Source organism: Curtobacterium sp. MCPF17_047 (genome assembly GCF_003234045.1).
Taxonomy (GTDB): Bacteria; Actinomycetota; Actinomycetes; order Actinomycetales; family Microbacteriaceae; genus Curtobacterium.
On record NZ_QKSF01000012.1, the window covers coordinates 25731 to 43810 of the forward strand.

Annotated in this window: 18 protein-coding genes; 7 read left to right on the forward strand and 11 right to left on the reverse strand. The window is 65.3% G+C overall.

The features are described 5' to 3' along the window. Positions 1–146: 146 nt before the first annotated feature. Positions 147–899 carry a hypothetical protein gene (locus tag DEJ33_RS12770; RefSeq protein WP_111078913.1) on the reverse strand — a complete coding sequence of 251 codons (753 nt, stop codon included), beginning with the start codon at positions 897–899 and terminating at the stop codon, positions 147–149. Further along, positions 896–1462, reverse strand: a complete 567-nt coding sequence (locus DEJ33_RS12775; RefSeq protein WP_111044980.1) for an RNA polymerase sigma factor — start codon at positions 1460–1462, stop codon at positions 896–898. Before DEJ33_RS12775 ends, DEJ33_RS12770 begins: the two co-directional genes overlap by 4 nt. Before the next feature lie 175 nt (positions 1463–1637). Here DEJ33_RS12775 and DEJ33_RS12780 point away from each other — a divergent pair, with 175 nt between their 5' ends. Next, positions 1638–2654 (forward strand): LLM class flavin-dependent oxidoreductase, encoded by a 1017-nt coding sequence (locus DEJ33_RS12780; RefSeq protein WP_111195170.1) that lies wholly within the window; start codon positions 1638–1640, stop codon positions 2652–2654. Between the two features lie 66 nt (positions 2655–2720). Here DEJ33_RS12780 and DEJ33_RS12785 read toward each other — a convergent pair whose 3' ends face one another. Beyond that, positions 2721–3650: an NADP-dependent oxidoreductase gene (locus DEJ33_RS12785; protein ID WP_220034047.1), complete on the reverse strand. Its 930-nt coding sequence runs from the start codon at positions 3648–3650 to the stop codon at positions 2721–2723. An 80-nt stretch (positions 3651–3730) separates the two neighbouring features. Further along, the gene (locus tag DEJ33_RS12790; RefSeq protein ID WP_111044983.1) at positions 3731–4402 is read right to left on the reverse strand and encodes a GntR family transcriptional regulator; all 672 of its coding nucleotides are present in this window, start codon (positions 4400–4402) and stop codon (positions 3731–3733) included. 63 nt (positions 4403–4465) lie between these two features. Here DEJ33_RS12790 and DEJ33_RS12795 point away from each other — a divergent pair, with 63 nt between their 5' ends. Then, positions 4466–7201 carry an AAA family ATPase gene (locus tag DEJ33_RS12795; protein WP_220034483.1) on the forward strand — a complete coding sequence of 912 codons (2736 nt, stop codon included), beginning with the start codon at positions 4466–4468 and terminating at the stop codon, positions 7199–7201. A 12-nt stretch (positions 7202–7213) separates the two neighbouring features. Here the strand turns inward: DEJ33_RS12795 and DEJ33_RS17770 are convergent, their stop codons facing one another. Genes DEJ33_RS17770 through DEJ33_RS12810 form a run of 3 tightly spaced genes read right to left on the reverse strand, consistent with a single transcriptional unit; the run spans position 7214 to position 8824 of the window. Beyond that, a complete protein-coding gene (locus DEJ33_RS17770) occupies positions 7214–7477 on the reverse strand; it encodes a (4Fe-4S)-binding protein (RefSeq protein ID WP_111195172.1) in 264 nt (87 codons plus the stop codon). Next, positions 7470–7808, reverse strand: coding sequence for a GNAT family N-acetyltransferase (locus DEJ33_RS17775; RefSeq protein ID WP_181432956.1), 339 nt, complete (start codon positions 7806–7808; stop codon positions 7470–7472). Before DEJ33_RS17775 ends, DEJ33_RS17770 begins: the two co-directional genes overlap by 8 nt. Positions 7809–7864: 56 nt before the next feature. Further along, on the reverse strand, positions 7865–8824 hold the full coding sequence (locus DEJ33_RS12810; protein WP_111078945.1) for an alpha/beta hydrolase: 960 nt from the start codon (positions 8822–8824) through the stop codon (positions 7865–7867). 196 nt (positions 8825–9020) lie between these two features. Here DEJ33_RS12810 and DEJ33_RS12815 point away from each other — a divergent pair, with 196 nt between their 5' ends. After that, entirely contained in the window at positions 9021–10247 is a 1227-nt protein-coding gene (locus DEJ33_RS12815) for an MFS transporter (protein ID WP_181432957.1), read from the forward strand. On the opposite strand, the gene DEJ33_RS12820 is transcribed toward DEJ33_RS12815, so the two are convergent. Next, positions 10207–10794: a TetR/AcrR family transcriptional regulator gene (locus DEJ33_RS12820; protein ID WP_111195175.1), complete on the reverse strand. Its 588-nt coding sequence runs from the start codon at positions 10792–10794 to the stop codon at positions 10207–10209. The genes DEJ33_RS12815 and DEJ33_RS12820 overlap by 41 nt on opposite strands. A 233-nt stretch (positions 10795–11027) precedes the next feature. Here DEJ33_RS12820 and DEJ33_RS12825 point away from each other — a divergent pair, with 233 nt between their 5' ends. Together DEJ33_RS12825 and DEJ33_RS12830 are read left to right on the forward strand one after the other, a co-directional pair. After that, positions 11028–11777 (forward strand): SDR family NAD(P)-dependent oxidoreductase, encoded by a 750-nt coding sequence (locus tag DEJ33_RS12825; protein ID WP_111195176.1) that lies wholly within the window; start codon positions 11028–11030, stop codon positions 11775–11777. Positions 11778–11890: 113 nt separating this feature from the next. Further along, positions 11891–12565 carry a hypothetical protein gene (locus tag DEJ33_RS12830; protein WP_111044989.1) on the forward strand — a complete coding sequence of 225 codons (675 nt, stop codon included), beginning with the start codon at positions 11891–11893 and terminating at the stop codon, positions 12563–12565. Here DEJ33_RS12830 and DEJ33_RS12835 read toward each other — a convergent pair. From DEJ33_RS12835 to DEJ33_RS12845, 3 genes are all read right to left on the reverse strand, one after another. Next, on the reverse strand, positions 12560–13189 hold the full coding sequence (locus DEJ33_RS12835; protein ID WP_146242625.1) for an NADPH-dependent F420 reductase: 630 nt from the start codon (positions 13187–13189) through the stop codon (positions 12560–12562). The two genes, DEJ33_RS12830 and DEJ33_RS12835, sit on opposite strands and share 6 nt — an antisense overlap. Positions 13190–13798: 609 nt before the next feature. Next, positions 13799–15076 carry an MFS transporter gene (locus DEJ33_RS12840; RefSeq protein ID WP_220034049.1) on the reverse strand — a complete coding sequence of 426 codons (1278 nt, stop codon included), beginning with the start codon at positions 15074–15076 and terminating at the stop codon, positions 13799–13801. Between the two features lie 109 nt (positions 15077–15185). Continuing rightward, entirely contained in the window at positions 15186–16145 is a 960-nt protein-coding gene (locus DEJ33_RS12845; protein WP_181432958.1) for a sugar phosphate isomerase/epimerase, read from the reverse strand. Between the two features lie 187 nt (positions 16146–16332). Here DEJ33_RS12845 and DEJ33_RS12850 point away from each other — a divergent pair, with 187 nt between their 5' ends. Then, entirely contained in the window at positions 16333–17250 is a 918-nt protein-coding gene (locus tag DEJ33_RS12850) for a ribokinase (RefSeq protein WP_111078902.1), read from the forward strand. Beyond that, positions 17237–17974 carry a DeoR/GlpR family DNA-binding transcription regulator gene (locus DEJ33_RS12855; protein WP_181432959.1) on the forward strand — a complete coding sequence of 246 codons (738 nt, stop codon included), beginning with the start codon at positions 17237–17239 and terminating at the stop codon, positions 17972–17974. The genes DEJ33_RS12850 and DEJ33_RS12855 overlap by 14 nt, the downstream gene beginning before the upstream one ends. Positions 17975–18080: the final 106 nt, after the last annotated feature.

Genomic DNA, 18080 nt, shown 5'->3' on the forward strand with positions numbered 1-18080 from the left:
CTGTCGTGCTTATGCAGCCCGCGTGTTCATCACCGCGGTGGGGATGTTCAGCAGCACTGTCATGTCGATGGGCTGCGTGTCGAGGAGGACGATCCCGCTGGGGTCGTCACATCCGCTGGGGCGGCGTGTGATGCCGACGACCATGTTCACTCGCTCCACGTTGTCCACGGCGCGCTCACCGTCTTGCCGCCGCGCAGGTGAACGTCGAGTACCTTGGCGTCTGCCTGGTTGGTGCCGGGCCACCATGCGACGAACCATCCGTCCTGGACCGAGGCCTGCACGACGCCCTTGGAGGTTCGGACGTCGACTCCGGTGACGTCCGAGCCCACCCGTCCGACATCGTAGGAGTACCCGTCGGCACCGTCGCCGCTGGTCTCGATGCCGTAGATCCGGAGACCATTCGAGGTCGGGGTGGCTTCCGTTGAGACTGCGGGGTCGTAGAGCCGTTCCCAGCCCACCGGCACGTTGGGGTCGACGCCACTGCACATGAGGACGCTCTGACCGTTCTTCACCAGGGCGATCTGCGCGTCTCCGCGCCATTCGCCGAGGATGATGTCGTCGTTGCCGACGGTTGTCGGGGAAGCCCAGCTCTCGGCGCAGTCGTTGGCGAATGCGACGGACTGCTTCGTCGTCGCGGGGCTGGGAGTGGCAGTCCAGTCGGCGTACGCGGCGCTCCCGCCGGTGACGACCGAGACAGCGAGGACAGCGACTGCGGCGATGCTGCCGCCCAGCGCGCCTGCGCCGACGCCTGCCCGGCGGCGGCGGCGCTTCTTGCTTTCGGCAGCTGGCGGCGTGGCGATGATGCGTTCGAGGTCGGCTTCGGCGCGGATCATCTCGGCGTCGCTCAGGGTTCGGTTCTTCGCCGGGTCGAGGGTGGTGAGGGTGTCCAGGTCGGTCATGCGTTCCATGTGATGGCCTCCAAGTCGGGTTGTGTGTGTGGGACGGCGCCGTGGTCTGACGTCTCGTCAAGGGCGTCGCGCAAACGGCGACGAGCGCGGGTGAGGCGCATGGTGAAGGTAGAGCGGCGGCAGCCGAGGACTGTTGCGGCCTGATCCGCGTTCAACCCGTCGAATGCGACGAGGGCGAGCGTTTCCCGGTCTCGGGGTTCGAGCCGGTGCCAGGCGCGGACGAAGTCGATCCGGGCCGATGACGCTTGCGCGGTGTCGGCGACTGTTGAGTCGGCGTGAGCCGCGATGGCCACATCGAGGTCACGTTGCCGGGCTGCGCCGCGAGCAGCATTCTGCATCTGCTTCCGAGCGATCCCGAACAGCCAGGGCCGGGCGTCTTCCGGCATGTCGTCGATGCGACGCCATGCCGTCATGAAGACCGCGGAGACGACATCTTCTGCGTCGTTGCCGAAGGATCGGCGTTCAACGAAGCGGACGAGGTCGGCGTACGTCTCAGCGTGCAGGTCGCGGAAGCGTCGTTCGATCGCTGCGCGTGGTGGTGATGGTGTTCTCATTGGCGCCCCTTCCGTGACGTCTCATTCAGTACATGTCCACCCGCACGTCAAGTGACACAACCTCTACGAGGGACGAGGAAACGAACGTCCCGCCTTCTCCGGCTGGCGGCGCCCCTGCAGCGGGAACAACCCACGCAGTCGATGCGTTCGCATGCACAATCGAAAGAAGGACGACATGCAGTTCGGCATTTTGAGTTTCGGTGACCTGAGGCAGGATGGGTCGGGTCAACGGCAGCACGTGAGGGATCAGCTTCGGGAGCAGCTGGAGCGCATCCAACTCGCCGAGGACGTCGGCTTGGGTTTTTACGGGATCGGCGAACACCACCTTCCGGAGTACGCGGTGTCTCATCCAGGTTCGGTCCTGGCTGCCGCGGCTGCGGTGACTGACCGGATCACACTGAGCAGTGCGGTCACTGTGCTCAGCACCGAAGATCCTGTTCGGCTGTACCAAGAGTTCGCGACCATTGATCAGCTCACCTCGGGCCGAGCGGAGATCATCGCGGGGCGGGGTTCCTTCACGGAGTCGTTCCCACTGTTCGGGGCAAGCCTCGGCGACTACGACGCTCTCTATGCGGAGAAACTGGGCCTGCTCCTGCAGATCGACCGACAGAACCCCGTCAGCTGGACGGGTCAGCATCGCGCGCCGCTCGAGGACGCGTTCATCTGGCCGCGACCGTTCGGTGATCATCTCAAGGTGTCTCTCGGCACCGGCGGCAACGCGGAATCGTCGGTTCGAGCGGGGAGTCTCGGTCTCCCGATCGTGTACGCGATCATCGGTGGTGAACCCGAGCGGTTTGCGCCCCTGGTGAACCTGTACCGGGAAGTCGGAGCGGAAGCGGGCCACGGGGACCTCGAAGTGACGATGTCGGGCATCGGCCTCATCTCCGACACCTCGCAACAGGCAAAAGACACGTACTTCCCCTACTGGCGATCGACCATGGAAGCCGGCGCGAAGTCCCGGGGGTGGCGGATACCGGGTCGTGGGGAGTACGACGAGTTCACGCGCGGTGCGAGGTCGATCCTCGCCGGAAGTCCTTCGGAGATCGTGGACCGCCTTGGCCCGGTGGTTGAGCTGACGCGCCCGGATCGGTACGGGCTCCAGATGGACTGGTCCGGTGTTCCGCATGCTGATGTCATGCGGGGCATCGAACTCCTCGGCACCCAGGTCGCACCACACTTCGCCGACAAGTAGTAGTCGGTCAGGCCTGAGGAGTGCGGGATCGGGAGGCACGCCCCGATGCCGCACTCCTCACAGTGTTCAGTCGTTGACGAGCACGAGCTTCCGGTGTGACCGGTGTTCTTCGAGAGCCGTGTGCGCAGCTGCAGCCTGCGCCATCGGGAACGTTTCCCGGGGGCGCATCCTCAGCTGCCCAGACGCCAGCAACGGCATTGCCATGTCGAGTGCATCGGCGGCGCGGTTGACGCCGTCAGCGAGCATCTGCACACCGCCGCGCGCTCCGGCACCTGTTAGCGTGACGATCTTTCCCGGCGCCCCGACAGCGTCGACGACCTCTTCCAACCCACCAGCAGAGATGGCGTCGAGCACCCAGTCCACCTCAACTCCGAGCGCTTTCAGGGCGTCACCGACCGGAGTCCCGGCCGGAAGGAACAACGCCCCGAGGTCCTCGACCACTGCACGGTCTCGTTCAGGAGCTGACCCGATGACGGTAGCCCCCATGGACCGCGCCAGCTGCACGGCCATCAAGCCGACGGATCCGGTCGCACCGAGCACCAGGAGCTGATCCCCCTTCGCCACGCCGAGCTGGCGGAGTGCCGCGACCGCAGCTTCCGCAGCCGTGGGCAGGGACCCTGCCTCTTCCCAACTGACGGATTCCGGCTTCGGTGTCCAAGCATCGGCTAGCACGAAGTCCGCGTAGCCGCCGAGCCGCGGAAGTCGAGCGGCCACCTCATCACCGACGCTCACTCCGGTGACACCGTCCCCAAGGGCATCCACCACGCCGGCGGCTTCGAATCCGAGGATCGCTGGCTCAGGGAGTGCGAAGAACGCGCTGAGGTCGCCGGCTCTGATGTGAAGGTCAGTGGGGCTGATCCCGGCGGCTCGAACGCTGATGCGGACCTGGCCTGGTCCTGGTACTGGGAGCGGGACGTCTCGTACCACTAGCACCTCTGGGTCTCCGTACTCGGACACCACTGTCGCTCGCATCGTTTGCGGGGTCGGTTCTGTCATCGCTGCCTCCTGCGCTTGATCGTTACTTCAAGCTTCGAGAAGGACGCCCGCTGCCGAATCCGTCAGTCGACGTACGGCCGTCACGACTTCGAGCGCAACTGATCGTTCTCGGCGACGTCACTCCTGGCCGTCAGCAGATGCGTGCTCATGAGGCGGAGGATCGGCGCTGGGTCCGATGCAGCTTGCGATTCCTGCAGCACGTCGAGGATCTCGCGGTGCCGGTACTCCTGGGTCGGAACGACGAAGGCCGGCAGCGTCCGCATCGACAGCGACAGTTGCGTCATCAGGGAATCGTGGCGGCGGGTGAGTTCAAGCAGCCCTGTCGACCGAACCAGCGCGCGATGGAAGTCGATGTCCGCCTGCCCGCTCTCGTCGCCGTCACCGTCCTCGCCAGCGACCCGCATGCGATCCAGGGGTTCTCTGACGCCCTGCGGATTGACGTGGGCTCTGACCAGATGCCGCACCGCCACGGACTCGTACCCCCACCTGATGAGCTGAAGCTCGCCGAGGTCAGCTTCTGAGAACTCACGCACGCGGTAGGGATGGTGCTCTTGCTTCGACAGCAATCCCGACTGCACGAGGAGATTGCACGCATCGCGCACCGGAACCCGACTGATGCCCATGCTCTTGGCGATGACGGAGTCGCGTACTTCGCTCCCAGGAGCCAGACGCCCGTCAAGGATGCGCCGCTTCAACTCTGCGTGCACCTGCTCCGTGAGCGACTGGGTCCGCTGCACGTTGGTTTCGCTCACGACATCAGTCTACTCCCGACCAACTCTGTCGACAGTGTCGAGTTCGCGAGTTATGGTTCCTCCGTGCTTCCATTCCCCGTCGAGACTCCTGAACCCCTGTTGTTCGGCAGGGCACGGGAGCGTGCGCTCCTTCTGGAGCTGGTGGGACGAAGAGGCTCCGGTGGTGCGCTCATCATCGAAGGCGAAGCGGGGATCGGCAAGAGTGCGCTTCTCGCCGACGCAGTCAGGGCCGCGGAAGCAGGAGGGGCCCGGAGGCTGACGTCCACCGGACTGCAAGGACCGACACGCTCCGGTTACGGTGGGCTCCACGAGTTGCTGCATCCGCTCTTACCTCACGTGGACGCTCTGCCGAACCGTCAGCGGGTGGCGCTGCTCACGGCGTTCGGGATGGTCGACGGGCCGTCGCCGGATCGGTTACTCGTCTCTTTGGCTGCGCTCGGGCTCCTCGAAGAAGCTGCCGCGAGACACCCACTCGTGCTGGCGATCGAGGATCTGCAGTGGCTTGACCGGTCCACCGTCGCAGTCATCAGTTTCATCGCCCTCCACGTCTCGGGCGTTCCCATCACGGTGCTCTGCACGGTGCGACCCGGCGTCGACGCAGACACACTGCCCGCTCTCGGACTCGATCGTCTCCATCTGGCCGGCTTGTCAGATGATGACGCACGCGAACTGGTCTCGGTGCTCGGTTGCGACCTGAGCGACCTTGCTCGCCGCCGCATCCTTCAGGAGTCCGCCGGCAACCCGTTAGCGCTTCGCGAGTTCATCGCTGCCGTTCGTCAGCGCGGCCCGGCAGGTTCCATACTGCAAACCCGCCTGCCGATCACGAAGCGGCTCGAACGAACGTTCCTGGACCGCCTCGGCCCTCTCCCCTCCGGAAGTCGATCCCTGCTCATACTCATTGCAGCAGCAAATGGCGCAGACTTCCACGACGTCATGTCCGCAGCGCGAACACTCGACCTCACGCTCGAGGACCTCCGACCGCTCGAGGAGAACGACCTCGTATCTGTCGATGGGAGCGACCTTCGCTTCCGCCATCCGTTGATCCGGTCGGCCGCCGAGAACGCTGCTTCGACAACCGAATGGGTCGACGCCCACCTCGCCCTGGCATCAGCGATGAGCGGGCACGACAGCGCCGTATGGCACCGAGCAGCAGCAACGATCGAGCGCGACGAAACCGTCGCCGGTGAACTCGAAGCCGTCGGCCGACGCGCGTCGGAACGTGGCGCCCTCCCGGAGGCTGCGTTCGCGCTCGAGCGCGCCGCCATGGTGTCTCGCGGCGCTTCACAACGGTCTCGACGCCTGGTGCTCGCCGCAGAATCAGCCCGATCCGCGGGCCTCACCAGTGAAGCCGTTGAGCTGCTCAACCGAGCCGACTGGGCCGAGGCTGATTCGGACACACGAACGCAGGCCGTCCTCTCCCGCGTCATCCTCGCTCTGACCGCAGGGGCGCCAGTGCCCCGAGCGGTCGAGATCGCTGCAGTCCTCGCTTCGTTGCCTGGAGAAGAACACGGGCCGCGCCGAATCAAGATCCTGTGGGTGCTGGCGGTCCTGATGCGCAGCCAGCACGTGACAGTGAGTTCATGGCAAGACCTCCGCGACAAGCTCGATCGCGAGGACGAGCGAAACCCACTCCGGACAGTCGCACTCGCGTTGCTTGCACCGCTCGGTCAGGCGGCGGAGACGCGAGGGGACCTTCCTGACCTTGTTCCGCGTCTCGCCGACGACCCCCTCGCACTTGTCTCGTTGGCCATCGCTTCGGAGTCTCTCCAAGACCTCGACACAGCGCTGACCTGCTGGGGTCTGGCGCAGGAAGGATTCCACAAAAGCGGCGCTCCTGCGGACGAAATGCAGGCCATCCGTGGTCGCGCCCACCTGCTCATGCTGCGAGGGCGGGTCCGTGAGGGTCTTGCCGACGCTGAGTACGCCGAACGCATGACCGACGAGATGCATCAGCCGCTGCTGCAGAGCATGGCTGCCGCCACCGCTGCCCGCGGTCATTCGCTCCTCGGGGACTTCGCGGCCGCGACCGCCGCCCTGATGCGCAGTGCGGAACTCGCCCAGGACAGCCAGATGGCGTTGATCGTCGCCGATGCGCGATGGGCGGCCGGCACAGTTGCACTCGCGCAGCACCGATACCGTGACGCGCTCATCGAATACACGCACATGACCGTGCACCCCACGCGCTCACTTTGGGCGATCGCGGATCGCACTGAAGCAGCAGTTCGAGCGGGTCGTCCTGATGACCTCCGCAAGAACGTGGAAGAGGCCGCTGTTGCCGCGGCTCTGTATCGTTCGCCGTTCCTCAGCGCGCTTGTTGCTCGCAGTCGCGCTCTTCTTGCCGACGACGACGCGGCGGAGTCGTACTTCGCCGAGGCTCTGGCGCTCGGCGCTCTCAGCGAATCTCCCCTTGAAGTCGCGCGAACGCAGCTCCTGTTCGGCGAATGGCTCCGCCGTCAGAAGCGGAGGAAAGACGCTTGTGCGCAACTGACCGCCGCGTTGGATCAATTCGAGACCGTTGGAGCTCAAGCCTTCATCGAGCGCGCCACCCAGGAGCTGCGGGCCGCGGGTCAGGTCAGCGCACGACCCACCGCACCTTCGACGGCGGTACAACAGCTGACACCTCAAGAACTCCAGGTCGCGCAGCTTGCCGCCGCAGGCTTGAGCAACCGCGAGATAGCGGACCGGGTTTACCTGTCCCACCGGACAGTGAGCACGCACCTGTACAAGGTGTTCCCGAAGCTCGGTATCTCGAGCCGCGGGCAGTTGCGGCACGCGTTGGGCGGAGCCACGAGCGACTGAGGCGCCCGTTGCTCATTGGTGGGAGTCGTCACCCTCTCCGGAAGCGGCGAACATTCCCGATGCGGCTTCGATTTGCAGGGCGCCTGACGGGCAGGCACGAACCGTGGCGACAACCCGTGCCGGGTCGGCGTTCTCCGGCTGCACCCAAGGGCGTCTCGCAGTGTCGAACACCTCCGGCAGTTGACGGACGCAGACCGCGAAGTGACGGCAGATGCTCCCGTCCCACGTCACGATCACTCCGTCCGCGGGATAGTGGTGGACCGCACTGTCAACCATGAGCACCTGCTGTGGTGCTGTCTTGAGGCCCAGACGGCGTGGAGCTTCGTGGGTCGGTGTAGCGCTGGAACTCCGGATGCGTTGCCACGAAATGCGCTACGAACGGGCACACCGCTACGATCCGAAGCCCGTCATCCACCACTGACCGTAGGGCTTCGCTGACGAGTGCACCGCCGACACCGTTGCCTTCAACGTCTCGGGCAACTTCCGTGTGGATGAACGTGCGATGACCTTCCTGGGGTGTGTACTGCGTGAAGCCGACTTCGCGTCCGTCGAGGAGCGCGACGTATCGGTGTTCGTTTGACCGGTGGACGACGGTGAGCGTTGTCAACTGAGCCTCGATGCTTGTGGCGGGGCTGCCGCCTGCGTGGCAGCCCCGCCGGACGGTCAGGAGAGAGCGACGCGCAGCGAGGCGGTGGCCAGCAGCACGGCATGCTTTGCCGCTTCTGTGTCGTGCAGCTGGTTCACCATGACGAAGTCGTGCACGATTCCACCGAAGCGGGCGTTTGTCGCCTTCACGCCGGCTTCACGAAGACGTGCTGCGAATGCTTCACCCTCATCGCGCAGAACGTCGGCTTCCGCGGTGATGATGAGCGTCTCGGGAACGACGGCGAGCTGTTCGAGCGAGGCTCGCAGTGGGGAGACGGTCGGCAGTGCCCGCTGCGCCTCATCGGTCGTGTACTGGTCCCAGAACCACTTCATGCCGTCTCGAGCGAGGAAGTAGCCCTCCGCGAACTCCTCGTAGGAGGCGGTGTCGAACGCTGCGTTGGTAACCGGGTAGAACGCGACGAGCTTGCGGAACTCGACGTCTCCACGCTCTGCAGCGAGGAGCGTCAGGGCGATGGCCATGTTGGCACCCACCGAGTCGCCAGAAACCGCCATCCGAGACGCGTCGAGTCCCTTCGAAGCGCCTTCCGTCGCGACCCAGTGAGCGGCCGCGTAGGACTGCTCGAGCGCGACCGGGAAGCCGACCTCCGGGGAACGGTCGTACTCGGGGAACACCACGGCGGCTTCCGAGCCGATCGCGAGGTCTCGCACCAGACGGTCGTGCGTGTGGGCGTCACCGAAGACCCATCCGGCACCGTGCACGTACAGGATCACCGGCAGGTTACTGGTCGTCCCCGCGGGCTTGACGATGCGGACCTTCACCGAACCGGTCGGTCCGCCCTGGATCTCGATCCATTCCTCGTCAACGTCGGGCTTGAAGATGGGCGCGTCCTGCACCGCGTCCACTGCCTTGCGACCCTCGGCTGGCGGCAGCTGGTAGAGGAACGGGGGCATCGAAGTCGCGTCGACGAAGTCCTGCGCCGCAGGCTCGAGGGCGATCTTCTTGGGGTTTCCAGACATCACGTGCTCCTGTTGCTGGGTGAGGTCGAGCGTCTGCTCGACACAATCAGCATCGAACAATGGTCCGCTCGCCGAATCCGTGAGGTGACGTATCTGACCCCCGCGCATACGTCACGTCACGGATTCGCCGCCTCGACCTGCTCCAGCACACTCGATGTCGTTCCCATTGCACGAGTTGCTGCCACCAGGAGGCGCCATGTCCGAGGTCGACGACCAACCGGCCACCCGACCACGGACCCGTTGGGCAGCCATCGCTTCTCTCGGAGCCGGCGCTTTCGTCATCGTGGCTGCTGAGTTCCTGCCCGTCGGGATCCTCCCGGAACTGGCGAAGCACTTCGGAGTGTCCCTGGGCGCGGCCAGCGCAGTGGTACTCGTCCCGGGACTCGTCGCCGGAGTGTCAGCCCCGCTCATCGTCGCTCTCGTTCGCAACCTGGATCGTCGACTCCTCGTCCTCGCGACGACCGCTTTGCTCGTCGCGTCGAACCTACTCACCACGGTCGCCCCGGACTTCGGAGTTCTCCTCGTGGCACGCGTTCTCGTCGGGCTGTCGCTCGGCGGATTCTGGGCGGTCGGCCCGTCACTCGGAGTGCGTCTGGCAGCCCCAGAGAAGAGCGGGGTTGCGACCTCCGTCGTGCTTGCTGGCATCTCCGCAGGCACCGTATTGGGTCTCCCGCTCGGTCAACTTGTCTCGGCGAGCAGCGGTTGGCAGAGTGCGTTCCTCGGCGCCGCAGTCGCTGCAGCCGCCGTGCTCATCTTGCAAGCGATCACCCTCCCCTCGCTCCGCGGAGCCTCGACCGCGGTTCCCCTGCGAGCGATCGCCGCCGTCTTCGCCCGGCCTCGGTCACGCGTCGTTCTCATCGTGACCGTGTTGGCGATCACCGGACAGTTGATGGCGTCGACGTACGTCAGCGCGTACCTCGATGCGATCCACGGTTCCAGCACCTCGCTGCTCAGCGCACTGCTGCTCACTTACGGGATCGTCGGGCTTGCCGGGAACCTCATCGCCGGCCGCATCCGGCTGTCGTTCCCGGTTCTGTTCGGGTCGGCAGCGGTCGCGCTCAGCGTCGTCCTCGCGCTGCTCCCGTTCGCCGAGTCCTCGCCCGTCGCCGCGATCGTCCTCGTCATCGCCTGGGGGCTGCTCTGGGGTGCGTACCCGTTCATGCTGCAGTCGTGGACGATCTCGCTGGTTCCCGACGCTCCCGAAGCGGGGTCAGCAGTCCTGGTGACGTTCCTGCAGCTCTCGATCGCGCTGGGGTCGGCTGTCGGTGGCCTCGTCATCTCCTTCGGCGACCTCAACGCGGTCTTCTTCGGCGCTGCAGTGCTCCAGCTCGCAGCCGCGACCACCGCTCTGACACTCGGCAGGCGGAAGAACGCGTCGCCGATCAGGGGAACGCTCGAAGAGCCCGTCGCACCACCAGCATGAGTTCCGCGCGAGAGGCGCCCCCTGCAGCCTGCACCGCCAGCCCGGCGGACACCGTGCTCACGTACTTCGCGAGCTCCTCCGGGACCTCGGTGTCGTCGAGGTCGCCCTCCTCAACAGCCCGCTTGAACCGGTCGATGAGCCGCTGTTCGCCTGACATGCGGCTCTCAGCGAGGAAGTCGACCACCCCCTGGTCGGACTCTCCCGCAACCAAACCGCCCTGGATGGACAGACAGCCCGCTGGTTTCCCTGGCGTCGTGACAGCGATCGCGTTGCTGGTCAGGTAGGTCTCCGCTACAGCCCTGGCCGTTGAGCAGGCCAGAGCGTCCTCGACATAGGCCATGTCGACCTCCGCGTACCGCGCGACCGCCTTGCGAAAGGTCGACTCCTTGTTGCCGAACGCCGCGTAGAGACTTGGGCGGTTGATGCCCATCGCCGACGTGAGGTCATCGAGTGACGTCCCGTTGTAGCCCTGGCGCCAGAAGACCTCCACAGCACGGTCGAGTGCATCATCCAAGTCGAACGACCGCGGCCTTCCCCTTACAGCCATGGCTGCCTCCTCCCAAAATCAGCCAGCGCGGCGCCCTCGCGGGTTCGCACGCACCGTCCTGCCGTACGTCAGGTGACGGATTCGCCCACCTGACAGTCCCCACCACAGTGGGTGTAGCCCTCACGAACAGTACCAGTCAGTACAGATTTGACAAGGACGAGGATCCATGGTGTTCTCTCGTTCTGTACCAATCAGTAAGTAACCCGGGTGGCCGGGCGACGGAAGGAAACACCATGGAAGACTTCACCAACAAGACAGCGCTCGTCACCGGCGGCACCGCGGGCATCGGCCTCGCCGTCGTCCGCCGCCTGGTCCAGGAGGGTGCTCACGTATTCGTGGCCGGCCGCCGGCAGGAAGCACTGGACACCGTGGCAGCGGAACTCGGTGACGCAGTCACCACTGTCCGGGGAGACGTCACGAAGGCGGACGACGTCGAGAACCTCTTCGCAGCCATCCGCGAGCACGGCGCCGGACTCGACGTCGTCTTCGCGAACGCTGGGGGCGGCGAGTTCGCAGCCCTCGGTGACATCAGCTGGGAGCACTACTCGTCCACCTTTGATGGCAACGTCGGCGGTGTCATCCGGACCGTGCAGGGCGCGCTTCCACTGCTCACCGTCGGTAGCTCGATCGTCTTGACCGGCTCGAACATCGACGTCAAGGGCAGCCCCGCCTTCAGCGTCTACGCAGCCACGAAGGCCGCCGTCCGCTCCTTGGCGCGCAGCTGGGCGGCGGAACTGATCGAGCGGAAGGTCCGCGTGAACGTCGTCTCCCCGGGCCCCATCGGCACGCCCGGCCTCAGCGGTCTCGCCTCCGCTCCGGAGGAGGCGGACGCACTCCTCGAGGGTCTCGCCGCGGGCGTGCCCATGGGTCGACTCGGCAGCGCGGACGAGGTCGCAGACGCCGTCCTGTACCTCGCGTCCGACCGCGCGAGTTACGTCACCGGCGCGGAGCTCTACGTAGACGGTGGCGCCAGCCAGATCTGACGCTTGCCGCGTCATCAACGCCGCCCTGCCACGCCGCTCACAGCGGCACAGCAGGGCGGCGTCCCCATCTTCGCCGGCCTGCAGCTCGGGCCCGGACACAGCAGAGGTCGCACATGAACGAGGACCGCTCGGAAGAACCAGTTGATGCGCCTCCCCCCGCTGAGGAGGCCGCGGCTGTTCTCTCAGATCGACCGCTCGCGTTCTTCAACGCACTCCTCACGGAGCACTTCGTACTCCAGTCCGTCCGCGGGGTGACTGTATCCGAGTCGTCGTCCAGAGCGTCGATCTACCTCATGACACTTTCCAGTGCGCTCGTCGCCTACGGGTTCCTCGCGAGGACCGAGTACGCACTCGGCTATCTCGCTGTGGTGATCCCCGTGATCGTGTTGCTCGGCGTCTTCACCTACGTTCGCCTGGTGCAGACCTCACTCGAGGACGTCGCAGCCCTCATCGCGATGCAACGCATCCGGCGCTGGTACGGCAGCTTGCTCCCCGGAGCCGCTGCGTACTTCCCCCTCCCGGATGAGGCACGAGCTCCAAACGAGATGCTGGAGATCGGGTGGCGCGGCTCGTGGAGCGGAGTGTTCTTCACCCTGTCCTCGGCAATAGCGGGCGTGAACTCGATCGTTGCCGGAGCTGGCGTCGCGCTGTTCCTCGCGAAAGCGACGTCCTCAGGTACGGCGATCGGAGTCGGTATCGGTGCCACGCTCGTGCTGGTCACAGTCCACGGGCTCTACCAGGAGCGGCAGTACTCGCATCTACTCAAACTCGAGTCGAACGGCTCATAACCCACCAGCGACTCCGTCGGCAAGCACGACGCGGTAGTTGAACTCTCCTGTGCCGTACTTCCGCACTAGTGCCCAAAACAACAAACCGAGATGCTCAACCGCTCGAGAAGTCGTGATGTCGCCGAGGTCAATCTGCGCCGCTTCGCTCCACCCGATGCTGACCAGCAGGTCGCTCACAACACGTTTGGCGCGCTCGTCGTTGCCGGACAGAAACACGGTCGTCTCGCTGAGCGCCGACGGGTCGCCAGCTATGTACCCAGCCATGTTGTTCAACGACTTCACCACCAGAGACGACGGCAACAGGTCCTGCAGCTGCTCGCCGACACTGCTGTTGGGGAAGCGAAGGCCGCCATCAGAGGTGAAGGCGTTACTCACATCGAGAACCACCTTGCCTTGCAGCGCTTCCTCAAACTCGGGCAAGAACGCAAGTGCTGTCTCCCCGGGAAGCGCGACAACAATGACGTCGGCACGAGCGATGGCTTCCGCAGTGGACACCACTAGCGCGCCAGCGAGGAGTTCCTCCCTGCGGTGCCGTGACCCGAAGATGACGTCATGACCCGCGCGGACGAGAGCGGGAGCGAAATCCGTCGCGAACCGACCTGTCCCCAGGAGAGCTATGCGCATGAACACAGTGTTGCAGACGGAGGCCGCCAGGAAGCGCGACTGCTGCCTATTAGCCCGTCGGCTCGTTCGCAATACGCAGCACCGGAACTAGGGGCAGTCCGACCGAGGGCGAGCCATACCAGTGCCGTGACGTGCTGACGCTCATCGTGACCTACAGAGAGAGAGCTCCGACCGCCGGATCCGGACCGGGCTACGCGTGCCGTCCTAGTTCGCAGGCACTGGCCGGTCCGGACGGGATCGAAGGAAGCGTCGAGCTTTCGCAACCGGTGCCACCCTTCAGCACCCGGGGACGACGAAATGGCAGTTGCGACCGAGGCCGCGGTCGAGATGCCCATGACCGTCCACAAGTACGGGGCTTGTACTAGAGAGCGGCAGCGCCAGCGGCGTCATCGACTCCAGCGTGATACTGAGTCCTCATGCAACACTGTCTGACTACTTCGGCCGACCCGACGACTACAGCGGGCGGCAGCCTTTCTCGCCTCCGACGCAGGACATGGTTGTCCACCGCGGTGATCCCCGTCTCCCGAGGAGGACACCGACTGCGCGCGGAAAGCGGAAGGGCCCGGAACGCAACGCGTCCGGGCCCCGTCAACCGATCACGGCGATTCGTTACTGCTGCGCGACTGGCACGGCTTCTGCTGAGGGGACCGCTTCGCTCGACCCGCGCTTCGAACGGGTGACTTCGTCCGGGGTCTTGAGGAACGGCGTCAGGACGGCGCTCAGGATGTAGAGACCGGCGTAGATCCCGAGAACTCCTCCGGCTCCGAGCGATTCGTAGAAGAGGCCCGCGATGGCGGGAGCCACGAAGGTCGACAACCCGGCCCCGAGGTTCAGGATGCTCATCGATGCGCCCTTGTTGTCGGGAGCGAGGAGCGGGAACAGTGCCGAGAGCGGGACGTACCCGGCCATGGTGACGCCGCAGAGGCAGAGCACGAGGGTCATGAGGGTGACGTTGTGGCCGATGACCTGCGGGGTGAAGAACAGGACGACGAGGACGACGGCGTAGGCGACACCACCGACCCATCCGATGGTGCGACGCCAGCCGATCTTGTCACCGACGTACCCGAAGAACAGGTTGGCGAAGATCGCAACGGTGAAGACGAGCGACCACATCTGCAGCCACTGTGTGGTGGTGTAGCCGAAGGTGGCGAGGTAGAGCGGCATGAACACGGGCAGGCCGTACTGGGCGATCCCGTTGATCGTCTTGACGACCAGGCCGGCGGAGACCCGCGGTCGGCCGAGGAGGGTGACTGCCTTCGACAGTTCCTTGGCGCTGAACGGGTGCAGTTCGGATTTCGGGATCGTCGCCTTGTTGACGAACACACCGATGATCGTGCCGATGATGACGAAGGCCAGGCCAGTCCAGAGGACGGCGATGTGGCCGAGGACCGGGAGCACGATGGATGAGTAGAACGGTCCGACGACGCTGAGGCCGAGGGAGAACATGAACCAGAACCAGCCGGCGGCCATGCCACGGCGCTCCAACGGGGCGCTGTAGTTGATCCAGGTGAGGAACGAGAACGCGAACAGCGGGTAGCCCAGCCCGCGGATCGCGTAACAGACCAGCATGACCGGCCAGTCGAGCGCGGCGACTCCGTATCCGATGAACCCGACGCTGCCGACGACGAAGGCGCCGGTGGCGATGAGCATGACCTTGCGGGGGCCGAGCGTCTGCACGAGGACACCGGAGAGCCAGGCTGCGATCGCGACGGTGATGCCGTACACGGTGATCAGGAGCGCGGTGTCGGGCACGGCGACTCCCCGGGAGACGAGCCACGGGGAGATCCAGCCTTGCTCGACTCCGTCGCCGATCATGAAGAACACGAGGCCGATGTAGCCCCAGATGAGGTTGCTCGGCAGACCGATACGGTCCAGTACACGGTTCACGTGAGAACCGACCTTTCAATTCACGTCATTGGGAAAGTGTGTTCAGGTGCACGCCTTCGGCGTGCGACGGGCCGACCGGCTGAAGTCCGCCACCGGTCGGCCCGGGTGTTCAGCGCGTCAGTTCGGCGGCGTACTTGGCAGCGCCGATGCCGAGGAGCTCGTTCCGGAGCTGCTGCGCGGCGATGCCGTCCTGCGACCGGATCACGTCCGTGATGCGGTCGACGCCGACGGCCTTCACCTTCTCGAAGAACAGCTCGACGGTGGCGCGGTTGGTCTCCGCCTCGTCCTGCGCGTCCTCCCGGATCGGGAAGGTGTCGAAGTAGATGACGCCATCCCACTCGTAGCGGAGGAGGAAGTAGATCATCTCCATCGTCTCGAACGGGTGGATCGAGCCGATCAGCAGGCCGTCGTCGTGGGCGTTGTTGCCGTCGTTGAGGTGGATGCCGAACAGCTTGCCGTCCTCGAGCAGGAGCGAGGCACCGAAGCCGGGCTGGTCGCCGGCCATGAGCATGTGCGCGAAGTCGAGCGTCGCGCCGAGGTTGGGTCGGTCGATCCGCTTGATGATGTCGAGGGTCTGGCCGAAGCTGTTGATCATCGAGTGCACGCGCTCTTCGTAGGGCTTGTACTCGATGCTGATGCGAAAGTCGGGGCGGTAGTCGGCGAGTTCCTGGAACGCCTCGACGATGCGCTGCAGGTCCTTGGCGTAGTCCTTCTGGAACGTGAAGTCATAGCCGTCGAAGCCGAGCCAGACGGTGAGCAGGTCGCTGCCGCAGGTGGCAGACGCGTCGATGGCTTCCTTCGCGAGGTCGATCGCAGCCCGACGGATCGTTTCGTCCGGGTTGCTGAACTCGCCCGCGACGAACTGCTTCCGGAACCGGGTCGCGGTCCCGTTGAGGGTAAGCCCGAGTTCATCGAGCAGCGCTTTCATGGCGGCAGGGTCGAGGTTCTCGAAGTGCTCGGGGTAGTTGAGGTCGACGTAGTCGATGGCGTCGGTCGCGGCGACGCGGCGGAGGGCGGCGGACACGTCGCCGCCGCTGACGAATGAGTTGAGACGAGTAGCGAACTTCATGGCGGCGAACGTAACAGGGATGACAACCGTGGTCAACTTTTTCCGTTCTGCGTCATTGCGGACGCGGTTCGGTTGACAACAGTGGTCAGCGGCGTCGTATGCTCGACGGGCCGTCCTCGGCGCTGAGCGCAGCGGATGGCACGAACCGGCTGGCTTCGACCAGCGACACGACGAGGTGGAGGTCCCCATGGCGAGCGGTCACGTTCTGGTCATCGGCAGCGTGAACTACGACTACATCGTCACGCAGGACCGGCTTCCACGCCGGGGCGAGACGTACGTCGCATCGGATCTCCGTGGAGCCTTCGGCGGCAAGGGAGCGAACCAGGCGGTGCAGGCTGCTCGCCTGGGCTCGCAGGTGCGATTCATCGGCTCGACCGGTGGTGATCAGCTCGGGCAGATCAGCCTCGACAACCTGCGGAGTCAGGGCGTCGAGTGCCACATGCGTCCGACCGATCTCGGCAACGGACTCGGCATCGTTCACGTCACCGGCGAAGGCGATGTCTACGCGACGATCTTCGAGGGTGCCAACGGTGCTGTCGACGCGGCGTGGGTCGAGGAGAACCGGGAGCTGTTCGCCGGCGCTGGTGCTGCGGTGATCCAGAACGAGATCCCCGCGGAGGCGAACGAGCGTGCCGTGCAACTCGCAGTGGCCGCAGGTACCCCCGTGATCTACAACGCAGCACCGGCTCGCCCGGTGCCGACCCGCGTGAGCCGTCAGTGCGCATGGTTCGTCGTCAACGAAGACGAGGCTGCCGCCTACATCGGCCGTGACCTCGGCGACGTCCACGACGACCGGGCCATGCGCGAAGCTGTCGACCGGCTGCGCGACTACTGCTCCAGCGTCGTCCTCACCCTCGGAAGCCGAGGCTGCTATGTTGCGACCGGCGAGGACGTCGTCTTCATTGAAGCGATCCCGACCCACGCCGTCGACTCCACTGGCGCTGGAGACTCCTTCATTGGAGCCTTCGCCCACGCGCTCGTCGGCGGTGCCGACCCCTTCGCCGCGGCGGCAGACGCATCACGTGTCGCGTCGATCACCGTCGAAGGTCTCGGAGCACAGTCCAGCATGCCTACCCACGAGGTGCTCAGCCGTGAAGTCCTTTGAGCGACACCAGCTCATCCTCGACCAAGCATCATCCGGAGAACCGGTCACCATCGATGCGTTGATCGACGCCACCGGCGCATCACCATCGACAGTACGACGCGACATCAAAGCGCTCGAGGAAACCGGACGCATCGTCAGCCTCCGTGGAGGGGCGATCCGGCTCGAAGACGCAGCAACCGAAGTGCCCGTTGCCGCGAAGTCGTTGATCAACCCCGACGAGAAGCGTTCGATCGCAGAAGCGGCCGCCGCCCTCATCAGCGACGGGGACACGATCTACCTCGACTCAGGGACGACAGCGACAGAGGTCATGCGTGCGCTGCACGGCATCACCGTGCACGTCATCACGTCGAACACGCACGCACTCGCGCTCCCCATCGCGCCGACCGTGACGGTGACAGTCCTCGGCGGTGACCTCCTGCCCGACATCGGTTCCGTCGCCGGCCCCATCACAGACCGTGAACTCAACGACCTCTACTTCGACAAGGCCTTCATCGGCGTGACCGGCATCGACGCGGATGCCGGTGTCACCACCTTCGACATCCGCGAAGCGACGAAGAAGCGAGTCGTGCACGCACATAGCCGGCACACGTACGTCCTCGCCGACAGCAGCAAGTTCGACCACATCTCGCTCTGCCACGCGTTCCCCCTCGCCGACTGCACCGTCATTACCGACAAACAGGGAGACGTACTGTCCGCAGCAGGCGCCGCAGTCATCGCCACCTGACACGGAAGGTCTCATCACGTGAGACGTCTGCACTCGACTGACCACGAACGGGACCAACGGCAGCGCCCTCAGTCACCCATTCGCTAGGTGGCACTGACGGCCCTCT